This window comes from Xanthobacter oligotrophicus, assembly GCF_008364685.1.
Classification (GTDB): domain Bacteria; phylum Pseudomonadota; class Alphaproteobacteria; order Rhizobiales; family Xanthobacteraceae; genus Xanthobacter; species Xanthobacter oligotrophicus.
The window spans coordinates 124,503-138,495 of record NZ_VTTL01000011.1 but is presented as its reverse complement, the minus strand read 5'-3'; the positions used below and the strand labels follow the sequence as shown (position 1 = coordinate 138,495).

Annotated in this window: 14 protein-coding genes; 9 read left to right on the top strand and 5 right to left on the bottom strand. The window is 68.8% G+C overall.

Translation table 11 applies throughout. The annotated features are described in order from the left end of the window. Positions 1-27: 27 nt before the first annotated feature. Both gatA and gatC read right to left on the bottom strand, forming a co-directional pair. Entirely contained in the window at positions 28-1,512 is a 1,485-nt protein-coding gene (gene gatA, locus FZ033_RS18745; RefSeq protein ID WP_149577596.1) for an Asp-tRNA(Asn)/Glu-tRNA(Gln) amidotransferase subunit GatA, read from the bottom strand. Further along, complete coding sequence (gene gatC / locus FZ033_RS18740) at positions 1,509-1,796, bottom strand: Asp-tRNA(Asn)/Glu-tRNA(Gln) amidotransferase subunit GatC (protein ID WP_149577595.1); 288 nt, start codon at positions 1,794-1,796, stop codon at positions 1,509-1,511. The genes gatA and gatC overlap by 4 nt, the downstream gene beginning before the upstream one ends. A 172-nt stretch (positions 1,797-1,968) precedes the next feature. Here gatC and FZ033_RS18735 point away from each other — a divergent pair, with 172 nt between their 5' ends. From FZ033_RS18735 to FZ033_RS18720, 4 genes are all read left to right on the top strand, one after another. Continuing rightward, entirely contained in the window at positions 1,969-2,166 is a 198-nt protein-coding gene (locus FZ033_RS18735; protein WP_149577594.1) for a type II toxin-antitoxin system VapB family antitoxin, read from the top strand. Then, positions 2,163-2,528: a type II toxin-antitoxin system VapC family toxin gene (locus FZ033_RS18730; RefSeq protein WP_149577593.1), complete on the top strand. Its 366-nt coding sequence runs from the start codon at positions 2,163-2,165 to the stop codon at positions 2,526-2,528. The genes FZ033_RS18735 and FZ033_RS18730 overlap by 4 nt, the downstream gene beginning before the upstream one ends. A 70-nt stretch (positions 2,529-2,598) precedes the next feature. Beyond that, a complete protein-coding gene (ruvX, locus tag FZ033_RS18725) occupies positions 2,599-3,129 on the top strand; it encodes a Holliday junction resolvase RuvX (RefSeq protein ID WP_149577592.1) in 531 nt (176 codons plus the stop codon). Positions 3,130-3,302: 173 nt separating this feature from the next. Beyond that, positions 3,303-4,238 carry an AEC family transporter gene (locus FZ033_RS18720; protein WP_232847561.1) on the top strand — a complete coding sequence of 312 codons (936 nt, stop codon included), beginning with the start codon at positions 3,303-3,305 and terminating at the stop codon, positions 4,236-4,238. A 73-nt stretch (positions 4,239-4,311) separates the two neighbouring features. On the opposite strand, the gene FZ033_RS18715 is transcribed toward FZ033_RS18720, so the two are convergent. Next, on the bottom strand, positions 4,312-4,767 hold the full coding sequence (locus tag FZ033_RS18715; RefSeq protein WP_149577590.1) for a hypothetical protein: 456 nt from the start codon (positions 4,765-4,767) through the stop codon (positions 4,312-4,314). Between the two features lie 294 nt (positions 4,768-5,061). Here FZ033_RS18715 and FZ033_RS18710 point away from each other — a divergent pair, with 294 nt between their 5' ends. The 4 genes from FZ033_RS18710 (at position 5,062) to dprA (ending at position 9,204) form a co-directional block, all read left to right on the top strand. Next, positions 5,062-6,009, top strand: a complete 948-nt coding sequence (locus tag FZ033_RS18710) for an aspartate carbamoyltransferase catalytic subunit (protein ID WP_149577589.1) — start codon at positions 5,062-5,064, stop codon at positions 6,007-6,009. Continuing rightward, a complete protein-coding gene (locus FZ033_RS18705) occupies positions 6,002-7,318 on the top strand; it encodes a dihydroorotase (RefSeq protein WP_149577588.1) in 1,317 nt (438 codons plus the stop codon). Before FZ033_RS18710 ends, FZ033_RS18705 begins: the two co-directional genes overlap by 8 nt. 135 nt (positions 7,319-7,453) lie before the next feature. Further along, entirely contained in the window at positions 7,454-8,062 is a 609-nt protein-coding gene (gene plsY, locus FZ033_RS18700; RefSeq protein WP_149577587.1) for a glycerol-3-phosphate 1-O-acyltransferase PlsY, read from the top strand. 8 nt (positions 8,063-8,070) lie between these two features. After that, the gene (gene dprA, locus FZ033_RS18695; protein WP_149577586.1) at positions 8,071-9,204 is read left to right on the top strand and encodes a DNA-processing protein DprA; all 1,134 of its coding nucleotides are present in this window, start codon (positions 8,071-8,073) and stop codon (positions 9,202-9,204) included. A 21-nt stretch (positions 9,205-9,225) separates the two neighbouring features. Here dprA and FZ033_RS18690 read toward each other — a convergent pair whose 3' ends face one another. Next, positions 9,226-9,444, bottom strand: a complete 219-nt coding sequence (locus tag FZ033_RS18690) for a hypothetical protein (RefSeq protein ID WP_149577585.1) — start codon at positions 9,442-9,444, stop codon at positions 9,226-9,228. 321 nt (positions 9,445-9,765) lie between these two features. On the opposite strand from FZ033_RS18690, the gene topA reads away from it, so the two are divergent. Continuing rightward, positions 9,766-12,468, top strand: coding sequence for a type I DNA topoisomerase (gene topA, locus FZ033_RS18685; protein WP_149577584.1), 2,703 nt, complete (start codon positions 9,766-9,768; stop codon positions 12,466-12,468). 132 nt (positions 12,469-12,600) lie between these two features. On the opposite strand, the gene FZ033_RS18680 is transcribed toward topA, so the two are convergent. After that, positions 12,601-13,761, bottom strand: a complete 1,161-nt coding sequence (locus tag FZ033_RS18680; RefSeq protein ID WP_149577583.1) for a zinc-binding metallopeptidase family protein — start codon at positions 13,759-13,761, stop codon at positions 12,601-12,603. Positions 13,762-13,993 lie beyond the last annotated feature (232 nt).

Below are 13,993 nucleotides of genomic sequence, written 5' to 3'. Positions count from 1 at the left end.
AAGCGCGGGCCTGGAGGTTTGCTCAGATCAGCCGCGCCACCACTGCTTGTCCACCGGGAAGCGGCCGGCCGCTTCCTCGATCACCTCGGCGAGGGAGAACAGGGTCTCCTCCTCGAACGGGCGGCCGATGAGCTGGAGGCCGAGCGGCAACCCGTCCGCCGAAAGGCCGGCGGGGACGGCGATGCCGGGCAGGCCCGCCATGTTCACGGTCACGGTGAAGACGTCGTTGAGATACATCTCCACCGGATCGGCCTTCAGCTTCTCGCCGATGCCGAAGGCAGGCGACGGTGTCGCAGGTGTCAGCACCGCATCCACGCCCTGGGCGAACACCTGGTCGAAGTCGCGCTTGATCAGGCTGCGCACCTTCTGCGCGCGCAGGTAATAGGCGTCGTAATAGCCGGCCGAGAGCACATAGGTGCCAATCATGATGCGGCGCCGCACCTCCGGGCCGAAGCCGGCGGCGCGGGTGTTCTCATACATCTCCACCACGTCGCGACCCGGAACGCGCTCGCCGTAGCGCACGCCGTCATAGCGGGCGAGGTTGGACGAGGCCTCCGCCGGCGCCACGATGTAATAGGCCGGCAGGGCATATTGGGTGTGAGGCAGCGAGATGTCGACGATCTCCGCTCCCGCGTCCTTCAGGAAGCGGGCGCCTTCGGTCCAGAGGGCGTCGATCTCGTCGGCCATGCCGTCCATGCGGTACTCGCGCGGAATGCCGATCTTCTTGCCCTTGATGGAGGCGCCCACCGCCTCCTCATAATCCGGCACCGGCCGGTTGACGCAGGTGGAATCCTTGGGGTCATAGCCCGCCATGGATTTCAGCAGCACCGCGGCGTCGTTCACCGTGCGGGCGAACGGGCCCGCCTGGTCGAGGGACGAGGCGAAGGCCACGATGCCCCAACGCGAGCAGCGCCCGTAGGTGGGCTTGATGCCGACCGTGCCGGTGAAGGCCGCCGGCTGGCGGATGGAGCCGCCGGTGTCGGTGCCGGTCGCCCCCGCGCACAGGAACGCCGCCACCGCCGCCGCCGAGCCGCCGGACGAGCCCCCGGGCACCAGCGGGGTCTCGTCCCCGTCGCGCCGCCACGGCGAGACCACCGGGCCGAACGCCGAGGTCTCGTTGGACGAGCCCATGGCGAACTCGTCATTGTTGAGCTTGCCCAGCAGCACCGCGCCGTCCCGCCACAGGTGGGAGGTGACGGTGGATTCGTACTGCGGGATGAAATTGTCGAGAATCTTCGCGCAGGCGGTGGTGCGCACGCCCTGCGTGGCGAACATGTCCTTGATACCGAGGGGAATACCCTCCAGCGGCCCGGTCTCGCCGGCGGCGATGCGCCGGTCGCTCTCCTTCGCCATCTCAAGGGCGATGTCGGGCGTCTCCAGCACATAGGCGTTGAGGGGACGGGCCTGCTCCATGGCCTTCAGATAGGCCTGCGTCAGCTCGACGGAGGTGAATTCGCCCTGCGCAAGGCCTTCGCGGGCCTGGGTGAGGGTGAGCTGTGTGAGCTTGGTCATTCCACCACCTTCGGCACGGTAAAGAAGCCGCCCTCGGCGTCGGGGGCATTGGCGAGCACCTTTTCGGGGCAGTGGCCGTCGGTGACCACATCCTCGCGCATGGGCAGTTCCACGGGCACCACGCTGGTCAGCGGCTCGACGCCGGAAACGTCGAGATCGGCCAGTTGCTCCACGAATTCGAGGATGGCGTTAAGCTCATTCTGAAGATGGCCGAGTTCTTCCTCGCGCACCGAGATGCGCGCAAGATGGGCCACCCGGCGGACGGTCGCCTGATCGACGGACATGATACGCTCCCAAAAGCTGACCGCCGCTATAGCAAGGGGTATGCCGCGGTGGAAGGGTTTGCGGCGAAAGGGGGGCTGGGCACTTCTGGCGCGCACTGCCGCAGGCGCACGGATTTTCGCATCAGATGATGCTATGATTGGTGTTCAAGTAGCCTGCGGGAACGCCTTTGCCATGCGGACCACCCTCGCCATCGACGACGAACTTCTTGCGAAGGCCCAGGCGCTGACAGGCATGACGGAAAAATCCGCCTTGGTCCGCGAAGCCCTGAAGGCGCTCATCGCCAGGGAGAGCGCGCGGCGCCTGGCTCGGCTCGGAGGAAGCGAGCCGCAACTCGAACCGGTGCGCCGTCGCCGCTCCGGCGAGGCATGATTCTCGTCGATACGTCGATCTGGATCGATCATTTCCGCACAGGCGAGACGCGCCTCGTGCAGTTGCTCGAAGCCGGAGAGATTCTCACCCATCCCTTCGTCATCGGCGAACTGGCGCTGGGAAATTTCCGCAACCGCGGCACCATTTTGGGTGCCCTCGCTGACCTGCCGCGCGCCATCGTGGCGAACGACGCGGAGGTGCTCGGGCTGATCGAGGCCGCGAGCCTGCACGGTCGCGGCATTGGCTTTGTGGATGCCCATCTCATCGCCTCGGTGCGCCTGACGCCCGATACGCGCCTTTGGACCAGGGACCGCCGGCTTGGCGTCGTCGCGGCCGAGCTGGGCCTCGACATTTCCCCCTGAAGCGACCGTCCCCTTGAAGCGGCACGCGATCCGCATTCACCCCCGCCCGAAAATGCTTTAGCCATACGCAATGACGCAGCCCACCTCCCCTGCCCCCGTCGGTCCGCTGGCCGACATCGCGCCGATACTGCCGCCGCGCGGCGCGCTGCTCGGGCTCGATCTCGGCACCAAGACCATCGGCGTCGCCTCCTGCGATCCTGATCGCCGGGTGGCCACCGTGGTGGAGACGGTGCAGCGCACCAAGTTCACCGCCGATGCCCAGCGGCTGCTGGCCCTGGCGGCGGAACGGCGGGCGGTGGGATTCGTGCTCGGCCTGCCGCTGAACATGGACGCCTCCGAAGGCCCCCGCGCGCAGGCGAGCCGCGCCTTCGCCCGCAACCTCGCCCGCCTCACGGCGCTGCCCATCGCCCTGTGGGACGAGCGCCTGTCCACCGCGGCGGTGGAGCGGGCCCTGATCTCCGCCGACGTCAGCCGTGCCCGCCGCGCCGCCGTGGTGGACCAGCACGCCGCCGCCTTCATCCTGGAAGGGGCGCTGGGCTTCCTCTCCCGCCACGTGCTTCGCCCGGCCGGGAACGAATCCGAAACCGCCCCCCGAGACTGATTCGGTCACCGCCTGTTCCCCGGTGTTCCGGTTCGGCGATGCCTCTTTCCCGGTTCGGGACGGTGGATTTCCCCGATGCGCCCGCCTAAAGGTGGGGCGCCCCGGCGGCCCGTGCGCGCCCGAGAGGGACTAATTGCCTGCCACCCAACGGCAGGCACGCTATGCGTCGGCCCATGGACCTCATCTTCAGCGCACTCGCGCCCGTCTTCCTCGTCATCGCCCTCGGCGCCGTGCTGCGCCGGATCCTGCTGAAGGATCCCGCCCACTGGGCGGCGCTGGAAAAGCTCACCTATTTCGTGCTGTTCCCCGCCCTGCTCGTGGTCTCGGCCGTGAAGGCCGACCTCAGCAAGGTGAACGTGCTGGCGGTCGGCGGGGCGCTCATCGGCTCGGTGGTGGTGCTCTCGAGCCTGATTCTCCTCGTCCACCGGCCGCTGATCGCGGCGCTGGCGGCGGACGGGCCGGGCTTCACCTCCCTGTTCCAGGGGGCGGTGCGCTGGAACACCTATATCGTGCTCGCGGTCGCGGGCGGGCTCTACGGCCCGGCGGGCATCACCATAGCGGCGCTGGCGCTGGTGGCCATGATCCCGGTGGTCAACGTGATTGCCGTGCTGGTGCTGGCCAGCTTCTCGGGCCGCCATCCGCCCACTTTCGCCTATGTGGCCGAGCAACTCGCGCGCAATCCCTATATCTGGGCCTGCGCGGCAGGGGCGGCGCTCAATGCCACCCATTTCCCCGTGCCCGCGGTGCTGCTGGAGTTCGGCGACGTGCTGGGGCGCGCCTCCCTGGCCCTGGGACTGCTGGTGGTGGGCGGCGGGCTGCTGCTGGACCGGCTGGCGCGACCGCGTCCCATCGTGCTGGCGAGCCTCGCGCTGAAGCTTCTGGTGAAGCCGGCCATCGCACTCCTGCTGGCGCGGGCCTTCGGCCTTGCGGGAACGGAGTTGATGGTGGTGGCCATCACCGCTGCGGTTCCTTCCGCGCCCAACGGCTACGTGCTGGCCCGCCAGATGGGCGGCGATGCGCCCTTGCTGGCGGAAATCCTCACCCTCCAGATCGTCGCCGCAGCGCTGACGCTCCCGCTGGTGGTGGCGGTGGCGAAGCTGCTCGCCTGAGCGGCCGGCGCCGAAAAGCAAAAGGGCAGCCGAAGCCGCCCTTTCCAATCTTGCCGATTCAAGCCCTCTCGCCTCAGCAGGGCGACCAGTAGCCGGAGCCGCCCGGACCCGTGGTGACCCAGCAGCTGCGCGGCTGCGGGGCCGGCTCCAGATAGACGCGCGGCGCGGGCTGGTAATAGACCTCCGGCTCTTCCTCGTAATAGACCGGAGGCGGCGGAGCGGACGCAGCGCCGGCAATGGCCGCCGCGCCCAGAATGCCGAGGGCGACGCCCGCACCCACGGCGGCGCCATTGTTGCGGCCGCAATTCCAGCAGCCACCGCGGTAGGGACCGCCGTAGCCACGGTAAGGGCCGTTGTAATAACGGCCACGATGCCAATAGCCGACATCGGTGACGGAGGCGGCATGGCCCGGCGCGAGCGCCAGCGCACCCGTGCCGATGGCGGCGGCATGGCCCGGCACCGCCGCGCCGGAGACGGCCGCAGCCGCCACGGCCAGCGCCACGAGCTTCGCCCGGAGGAGAGAAGACATGACAGCAACTCCCAAACGTCGCAGGCCCTGAAGGCCCCAAGACAATAAACTCTGGAACCGGCATCCCCGATTCCATCTCAGGCTCGGCGAGACTTCGTCCCAAAGTGTGGCGCCGCGCGGGTGTTTCCGGGGAGACTTGTGCTCGAATGATGAACGATCCCTGAAGGCCCCGCGCGGTGGCGGGATGGGGCGGCGATCGGACTGGCGATCTTAAAAGCGACCGGCTCCTGCCGCGCTTCCCTTGCCCAGCTCCCTTGCCGGGCGGGCCGGGTGCGTCTATGCCTGCCGCTTGCCATGCATGCTGCTTCCGCCTTCACCCTCTCCGGCCGGGATCTTCTCGGCATCGAAGGCCTCATCGCCAGCGAGATCACAGGTCTGCTCGACCTTGCCGAGGAGTTCGTCGAACTCAACCGGCAGATCGAGAAGAAGCGCACCACGCTTCGCGGCCGCACCCAGATCAACCTGTTCTTCGAGGCCTCCACCCGCACCCAGTCCTCCTTCGAGATCGCCGGAAAGCGGCTCGGGGCGGACGTGATGAACATGTCGGTGGGCTCGTCCTCCGTGAAGAAGGGCGAGACGCTGATCGACACCGCCATCACGCTGAATGCCATGCACCCCGACATATTGGTGGTGCGGCATCATGCGTCCGGCGCGGTGGCGCTTCTGGCGCGCAAGGTGGACTGCTGCGTGGTGAATGCCGGCGACGGCGCCCATGAGCACCCCACGCAGGCGCTGCTGGATGCCCTCACCATCCGCCGCAACAAGGGCCGCATCGCCGGCCTCACCGTCGCCATCTGCGGCGACGTGCTGCATTCGCGGGTCGCGCGCTCCAATATCATCCTGCTCCACACCCTCGGCGCGAAGGTGCGGGTGGTGGCGCCCTCCACCCTGCTGCCGGCGGGCATCGAGAGCCTCGGCGTCGAGGTGTTCCGCACCATGGAAGAGGGCCTCAAGGGCGCGGACATCGTGATGATGCTGCGCCTCCAGCGCGAGCGCATGGCCGGCTCCTTCATCCCCTCGGTGAAGGAATATTTCCACTATTTCGGCCTCGACGAGGCCAAGCTGCGCCACGCCGCGCCCGATGCGCTGGTGATGCATCCCGGCCCCATGAACCGGGGCGTGGAGATCGATTCGGCGGTGGCCGACGGGCCTCGCTCCCTCATCCGCGAACAGGTGGAAATGGGAGTGGCCGTGCGCATGGCCGTGCTCGACACCCTCGCCCGGAAGCTGCCCAATGCGTGACGGCCGCCTCATTTCCCGCGATCCGCGCCCGCTGCTGCTCGCCAACGCGCGGGTCATCGACCCGTCCCGCGGCTCGGATTTCCACGGCGATGTCTATCTCGCCGATGGCGTCATCAAGGATGCCGGCTTCGGCATCGCCGCTTCGGGCGTGCCCGACGGCGCCGAGGTGGTGGACTGCAAGGGCGCGGTGGTCGCGCCCGGCCTCGTGGACATGTGCGCCTTCGTGGGCGAGCCCGGTGCCGAGCACCGCGAGACGCTAGCCTCCGCCAGCCACGCGGCGGCGGCCGGCGGCGTCACCACCATCATCTGCCAGCCCAACACCGATCCGGTGGTGGACGACCCGGCCATCGTCGACTTCATCCTGCGCCGGGCGCGGGACACGGCGGTGGTGCGGGTGCACCCCATGGCGGCCATCACCAAGGGCCTGAATGGCGAGGAGATGACCGAGATCGGCCTGCTCCAGGCCGCCGGCGCCGTCGCCTTCACCGATGGCCACCGTTCCGTGGCCAGCGCCCAGGTGCTGCGCCGGACCCTGACCTACGCCCGCGATTTCGACGCCCTGCTGGTGCACCACACCGAGGATGCGAGCATGTCGCAGGGGGCCATGAACGAGGGCGCCTTCGCCGCCCGCCTCGGCCTCTCCGGCAATCCCAAGGCCGCCGAGACCATCGTGCTGGAGCGCGACGTGCGGCTCGTGGCTGGAGCGCGCGGGCGCTACCACGCGGCGGCGCTCACCTGCGCCGAATCCCTTGCCGTGCTGGAGCGCGCCAAGGAATCCGGACTTCCGGTGACGGCGTCGGCCACCATCAACCATCTCTCCTTCAACGAGCTGGATATCGGTGCCTACCGCACCTATTTCCGCCTCGCCCCGCCGCTGCGCGCGGAGGAGGACCGCCAGGCGCTGATCCGCGCCATCGCCTCTGGCCTCATCGACGTGGTGGTCTCCGACCATCTGCCGCAGGACGTGGAAGGCAAGCGCCTGCCGTTCTCCGAGGCCGAGCCCGGCGCCATCGGCCTTGAAACCCTGCTGTCCGCCGCCTTGCGCCTCGTGCATGCGGACCAGGTGGACCTGGTGACCCTGCTGGCAGCCCTCTCCACCCGCCCGGCGGCGATCCTCGGCCTCGATGCCGGCACGCTGCGCCCCGGCGCGCCGGCGGACGTGATCGTGTTCGACCCCGGCATGCCCTATGTGCTGGAACCGTCCATGCTCAAGTCGCGCTGCCGCAACACCCCGTTCGACGAAGCCCGGCTCGACGGTCGCGTGGTACGCACCATCGTTGCCGGGGCGACCGTGTACGAATACGTTTGATGGGCTCACGCAGCGTCGCGGGTTCCGACTCGCGACGGTGCCCGGGCGCTCTGCTTCGGCGCGCCGTGGTCACGCTTACCGGTTTCCGCTGCGCGCGAAAGTGCTCTTGCTCCATGGTCCGCCTCCGAGGTCTTCATGCCTGATGCCCCGTCGTCCGCCCCGGTGCTGCTCCTGGCGCTGGCGCTGGGCTACCTGCTCGGCTCGATCCCGTTCGGGCTGCTGCTCACCCGCCTCGCCGGCACCCGCGACATCCGCTCCATCGGCTCCGGCAATATCGGCGCCACCAACGTGCTGCGCACCGGCCGCAAGGACCTCGCCGCCGCGACGCTGCTGCTCGATGCCCTGAAGGGCACGGCAGCCGTGGTGATCGCCAGCCACTTCCTCGGGGCGCCGGCCGCCATGGCAGCGGCCTTCGGCGCCTTTCTCGGCCATATCGCCCCGGTGTGGCTGCGCTTTCAGGGCGGCAAGGGCGTCGCCACCTTCCTGGGGGTCACGCTGGGCCTGGCCTGGCCGGTGGCGCTGGTGTTCGCGGTGGTGTGGCTGGCAACGGCCTATTTCACCCGCTATTCCTCGCTGGCCGCCCTCACCGCCTCGGTAGCCACCGTCGCGGCCTCCGCCGCCATCGTCAACGACCGGCTGGCGCTGCTGCTGGCGCTTCTCGCCATCCTGCTGTGGATCAAGCACCACGCCAACATCCGCCGCCTCCTCGACGGGAGCGAGGGCAAGATCGGCGCGAAGGGCTAGGGCGCCGCATGGCACGGGGCAAGAAATCGGTTTGCCCCGGACCGGGCGAACTGCTCTCGCCGGCGCAGCGGCTCGACTGGCTGCGCCTCATCCGCACCGAGAATGTGGGGCCGCGCACCTTCCGTGCCCTCATCAACCAGTTCGGCGGCGCCGCCGCGGCACTGGAGGCCCTGCCGACGCTGGCCCGCCGCGGCGGCCGGCTGCTGCCGCCTCGCATGCCCGACATGGCCGAAGCCGAGGCCGAAGTCGCCGCCCTCGCCCGCCTCGGCGCGCGGCTGGTGGCCACCGGCGAGGCCGACTACCCAATCGCCCTGCGCCAGCTCGACGATGCCCCGCCGCTGATCTGCGTGAGGGGACGCGGCGAGGTGCTGCAACGCCCCATGGTGGCCATCGTGGGTGCCCGCAACGCCTCCGCCGCCGGCCGCTCCTTCGCCGCACGGCTGGCGCGGGATCTGGCGGGCGCCGGCTGGGTGGTGGTCTCGGGCCTTGCCCGCGGCATCGATGCAGCGGCCCATGAGGCGAGCCTCGATGGCGGCACAGTGGGTGTGTTCGCAGGCGGCCTCGCCCGCCCCTATCCGCCGGAGAACCTGGGCCTGATCGAGAAAGTCGCGGCGACCGGCGCCATCGTCTCGGAAATGCCGGTCAACTGGGAACCGCGGGCGCGCGATTTCCCGCGCCGCAACCGGCTGGTGTCGGGCATGGCGCTGGGCGTGGTGGTGGTGGAGGCAGCCGAGCGCTCGGGCTCGCTGATCACGGCGCGCCTCGCCGGCGAGCAAGGCCGCGAGGTGTTCGCCGTTCCGGGCTCCCCCCTCGATCCCCGAGCCGGTGGCACCAACCGCCTGCTGAAGCAGGGGGCCACCCTCGTCACCGAGGCCGCCGATGTCATCGCCGTCCTCACCCCCATGGCCGGGCGGCAGGGTCCGGATGCCATCGAGGCGGAAGGCCCGACCATGGAGCCGGCCATGCCGGAGGAGGATGCCCGCGCGCGCATCGTCGGCTTGCTCGGGCCGGTCCCGACGCTCATCGACGATCTGGTGCGCCTGTCCGGCTGCAGCGTGGCGGAGGTGCAGATCGTGCTTCTGGAACTCGATCTCGCCGGCCGGCTGGACCGGCCCGGCACAGGGCGCGTGGCGCTCAAATAGCACGCGCGCACGCGGGCGGGATCAGGTCCTGCCGTCCCGGCGCGGCAGGCCGCCTTCGGAGCCCGCGAGCGGATCGTCGGCCAGGCTCTTGGCCTCGAGCCGCGCCATTTCGAGAATATAGGCAAGGGTGGTGAGCCCGTAGTTCTCCGCCAGACGGGCCAATTCCGTGGTGATGGTCGCAATGTAGGCGGCCGTAGAGGCGGGGTCGCCCCGTGGGCGAGAGGAGGACACGTCGGTCATGGCCCGTCCATCGGCAAAACTGATAGCCCTTCACGTCTTATAGATTGAGATGCATATTAAAACATACCTTAGGTTGTAAGTTCGCCGGATGTGGCCACCGCCTGGAGGCGGGGGCAGAATTTGACACGCGCCGATCCGCTCCCCATGTTGCGGCCGCTTCCCGGTGTCGCGATCCGGCCGGCGGGGGTTCAGGATCGCGTTGCGGAAGCCGGCAGTCCCACGGCGGAATACGATGCGCGCACGCGGATCGTTTCGCCGGCGAAGCCATTCCAATTGAGGCCGCGCATTGGGGCGGCGGCCCTATGAAAGACACGGTCCGTCATGCAGGTCGTCATCGTCGAATCGCCCGCGAAGGCGAAGACGATCAACAAATATCTCGGTCCCGGCTACGAGGTGATCGCCTCCTACGGCCACGTGCGCGACCTGCCCTCCAAGGATGGCTCCGTCGACCCGGATGCGGATTTCCGCATGCTGTGGGAGGTGGACCCCAAGGCGCAGAAGCGGCTGAACGAGATCGCCACCGCCGTGAAGGGGGCCGACGGCCTCATCCTCGCCACCGACCCGGATCGCGAGGGCGAGGCCATTTCCTGGCACGTACTGGAGGTGCTGAAGCAGAAGAAGGCGCTCAAGGGCCAGAAGGTCGAGCGCGTCGTCTTCAACGCCATCACCAAGCAGGCCGTTCTGGACGCCATGAAGGCGCCCCGCGCCATCGACGTGGCGCTGGTGGATGCCTACCTCGCCCGCCGCGCCCTCGACTATCTCGTGGGCTTCACGCTCTCCCCGGTGCTGTGGCGCAAGCTCCCCGGCGCCCGCTCGGCCGGCCGCGTGCAGTCGGTGGCGCTGCGCCTCGTCTGCGACCGCGAGCGTGAGATCGAGACCTTCGTCCAGAAGGAATACTGGTCCATCGTCGCCAAGCTCGCGACGCCCCGCGCCGAGGAGTTCGAGGCCCGCCTGTCGGGCGCGGACGGCAAGAAGATCACCCGCCTCTCCGTGGGCACGGCCGAGGAGGCGAAGGCCTTCCGCGCGGCGCTGGAGGCGGCCGATTTCCGCGTGCGCTCGGTGGAGGCGAAGCCCATGCGGCGCCATCCGCAGCCGCCCTTCACCACCTCCACCCTGCAGCAGGAGGCGAGCCGCAAGCTGGGCCTCGCCCCCGCCCGCACCATGCAGATCGCCCAGCGCCTCTACGAAGGCGTGGACGTGGGCGGTGAAACGGTGGGCCTCATCACCTATATGCGAACCGACGGCGTGGACATGGCGCCCGAGGCGGTGGCCGCCACCCGCAGCGCCATCGGCAAGCAGTTCGGCCCCAAATATCTGCCCGGCGTGCCGCGCAAATACACCACCAAGGCCAAGAACGCCCAGGAGGCCCACGAGGCCATCCGCCCCACCGATCCCTCCCGGCACCCCCGCGAGGCGGCGCGCCATCTCGATGCCGAGCAGGCCAAGCTCTACGAGCTGATCTGGATCCGCACCGTGGCGAGCCAGATGGAATCGGCGGAGCTGGAGCGCACCACCGCCGACATCGAGGCGAAAGCCGGGGCGCGCACCCTCGACCTGACCGCCACCGGCACCGTGGTGAAGTTCGACGGCTTCCTCACCCTCTACCGCGAGGGCAAGGACGACGAGGACGACGACGAGGAGAGCCGCCGCCTGCCGGCCATGAGCGCCAACGAAAAGCTCGACCGGCGCGATATCCTCACCACCCAGCATTTCACCGAGCCGCCGCCGCGCTATTCGGAAGCCTCCCTGGTGAAGCGCATGGAGGAGCTGGGCATCGGCCGGCCCTCCACCTATGCCGCCGTGCTCGCCGTGCTGCGCGACCGCGAATATGTGAAGCTCGAGAAGAAGCGCCTCGTGCCAGAGGATAAGGGCCGGCTCGTCACTGCCTTCCTGGAAAGCTTCTTCAAGCGCTACGTGGAATACGACTTCACCGCCGATCTCGAAGAGAAGCTGGACGAGGTCTCCGCCGCCGAGCTCGACTGGAAGGACGTGCTGCGCGCCTTCTGGCAGGACTTCCACACCGCCGTGGAGGCCACCAAGGACCTGCGCGTCTCCCAGGTGCTCGACGCCCTGGACGAGATGCTCACCGCCCACATCTTCCCGCCCACCCAGGACGGCACCGACCCGCGCCTGTGCCCCACCTGCGGCAACGGGCGGCTGTCGCTGAAGATGGGCAAGTTCGGCGCCTTCATCGGCTGCTCCAACTATCCCGAGTGCCGCCACACCCGCCCCCTCACCGGCGACGGTGCCCCCGAGGGCGACGGCAAGCGCGAGCTGGGCATCGATCCGGAGAGCGGCGAGGAAGTGACCATCCGCGCCGGGCGCTTCGGCACCTATCTCCAGCTCGGCGAGGGCAAGGACGGGGAGAAACCCAAGCGCTCCTCCCTGCCCAAGGGCCTCGCCCCGGCGGACGTGGACCTGGAAACCGCACTGAAGCTGCTGGCCCTGCCGCGCGAGGTGGGCAAGCACCCGGAGGACGGCGAGCCGATCCTCGCCGGCATCGGGCGCTATGGCCCCTATGTGCAGCACGGGCGCACCTACGCCAACATCGAGGACGGCGACGACATTCTCGCCGTCGGCCTCAACCGGGCGGTGGTGCTGATCGCCGAGAAGCAGTCCAAGGGCCGGGGCGGGCGCGGGGCGGCGACGCCGGGGCGCACGCTGGGCGATCATCCCACCCACGGCGGGCCGATCACGGTGCGGCCGGGCCGGTTCGGGCCTTATGTGAACCACGGCAAGGTCAACGCCACCCTGCCCAAGTCCGTGGACCCGGAGGCCCTCACCCTCGCCGAGGCGGTGACGCTCATCGACGCCAAGGCGGCCCTGTCGCCCAGCAAGGCGAAGGCGCCCCGCAAGGCGGCCTCCAAGTCGGCCGATTCAGGTGACGATGCCCCGGCCAGGACAGCGGCCAAGACAGCGACGAAGACGGCGGCAAAGAAGCCGGCGGCGAAATCCGCTGCCAAGAAGCCCGCCGCGAAGAAGACGACGAAGAGTGCCAGCAAGGGGCCGAAGGCAGCCGAATAGGCCGCGCCCGAATAGGCCGCGCATCTGGCGGCGTCATAAACGGAAAGGGCGAGCGCACCGGGCTCCGGCGCGCTCGCCCTTTCTTCTCATCAGGCAGAAGGCCGTTGAGGCCTCCGCCTGGCTACCGAACAGTCAGGCCGCAGCCGGCTCAGGCTTGCCCTCGGGCGCATCCTCGGGATTCTCCCCGCGCCCCTTCGGGATCTCCATGTCCTCCGACACAGGCGCCGCAGGGTCCGCCGCCACCTGACGGTGGGCGAGATCATGGATGAAGCCCAGCTTCGCGATCACGCCGGGGCCGAGGATGAACGGATAGGCATCCGACATGCCGAGGCAGCGATTGAGATTGTTGAGCGCGAAGGCGATGGGCAGCCAGGAATCCACCATCTGCTGCACCGGGCAGGCCTGGTAGGGGTTGAAATCCACCTGGGCGTCCAGTTCCCCCGTGTTGTCGAGGCCTGGATGCACCTCCACGCCGAACGCCGCCGCCATCTCCAGCGTGTCCACGATGTGGATGTAATGCTTGAAGGTCTCTGCGAAGTCTTCCCACGGATGCGCGGTAGCGTAGGCCGAGACATAATTCATCTGCCAGTCGGCTGGCGGGGTGGAGCTGTAATAGATCTTCAGAGCCTCCCCGTAATCGGCGGTCTCATCTCCGAATACGGCGCGGAAGGCGTTGAGCCGGCCGGCATCGCGCACCAGGCGGTTCCAGTAATAATGGCCCACCTCGTGGCGGAAATGCCCGAGCACGGTGCGGTAGAGCTCGCCCAGCTCGTTCTTGCGCTGCTCGCGCTCGGCATCGTCGGCCTCGACGAGGGCGATGGTGATCAGGCCCTCGTCGTGCCCGGTCATCACGTTGGGGGCCTGGGTGTCGGGCATGTCGGCGAGGAAGTCGAAGCACAGCCCGCCCTCGCGGTCCTTGTTGCTCTCCAGCGGCAGGTTGAGGCGCAGCAACGAATAGACCAGCCGGTGCTTGGCCACTTCCATCCTGCGCCATTTGCGCAGGTTTTCCGGCACCGTCAGGTCCGGCACGGTGCGGTTGTGGCGGCAGGCGAGGCAATATTCCTCTTCCTGGTCCGCCGGCATCAGCCAGTTGCAGGCGTCGTGGGCCGCATTTGCGCAGAACTTGTAACGCGCCTCGACATGGCCGACCGAGCGATAGGCATCCCCATCCGCCTCGAGGGGGGTGATCTCGTTGGCCTCGGGGATATAGCCGAGTTCGTGGCCGCACTTTTCGCAGCGGCGGTTCTCAAAATAGAGAAGCTGGTCGCAGACGGCGCAGCGGAACAAACGCATCTTCATCTCCCAGGGGCGGTCGCGGTGCTTCGGGCACGCATTCTGTGCGGCCGGCGCCCTGAGAACCCCCTGAGGCATGGGAGGTTCCCATTCCGCACCGGCGGCGCGTCAATTTCTCACGTCCTACGCTTAAGTCCATGGCCGTCTGGGGCCGGCCGGGACAAGTCCCCCGGTTGTTACCATCGCACGGCCGCAGGCGTGACGGCGGCCGCCGCGCGGGGCAAGATCAGCC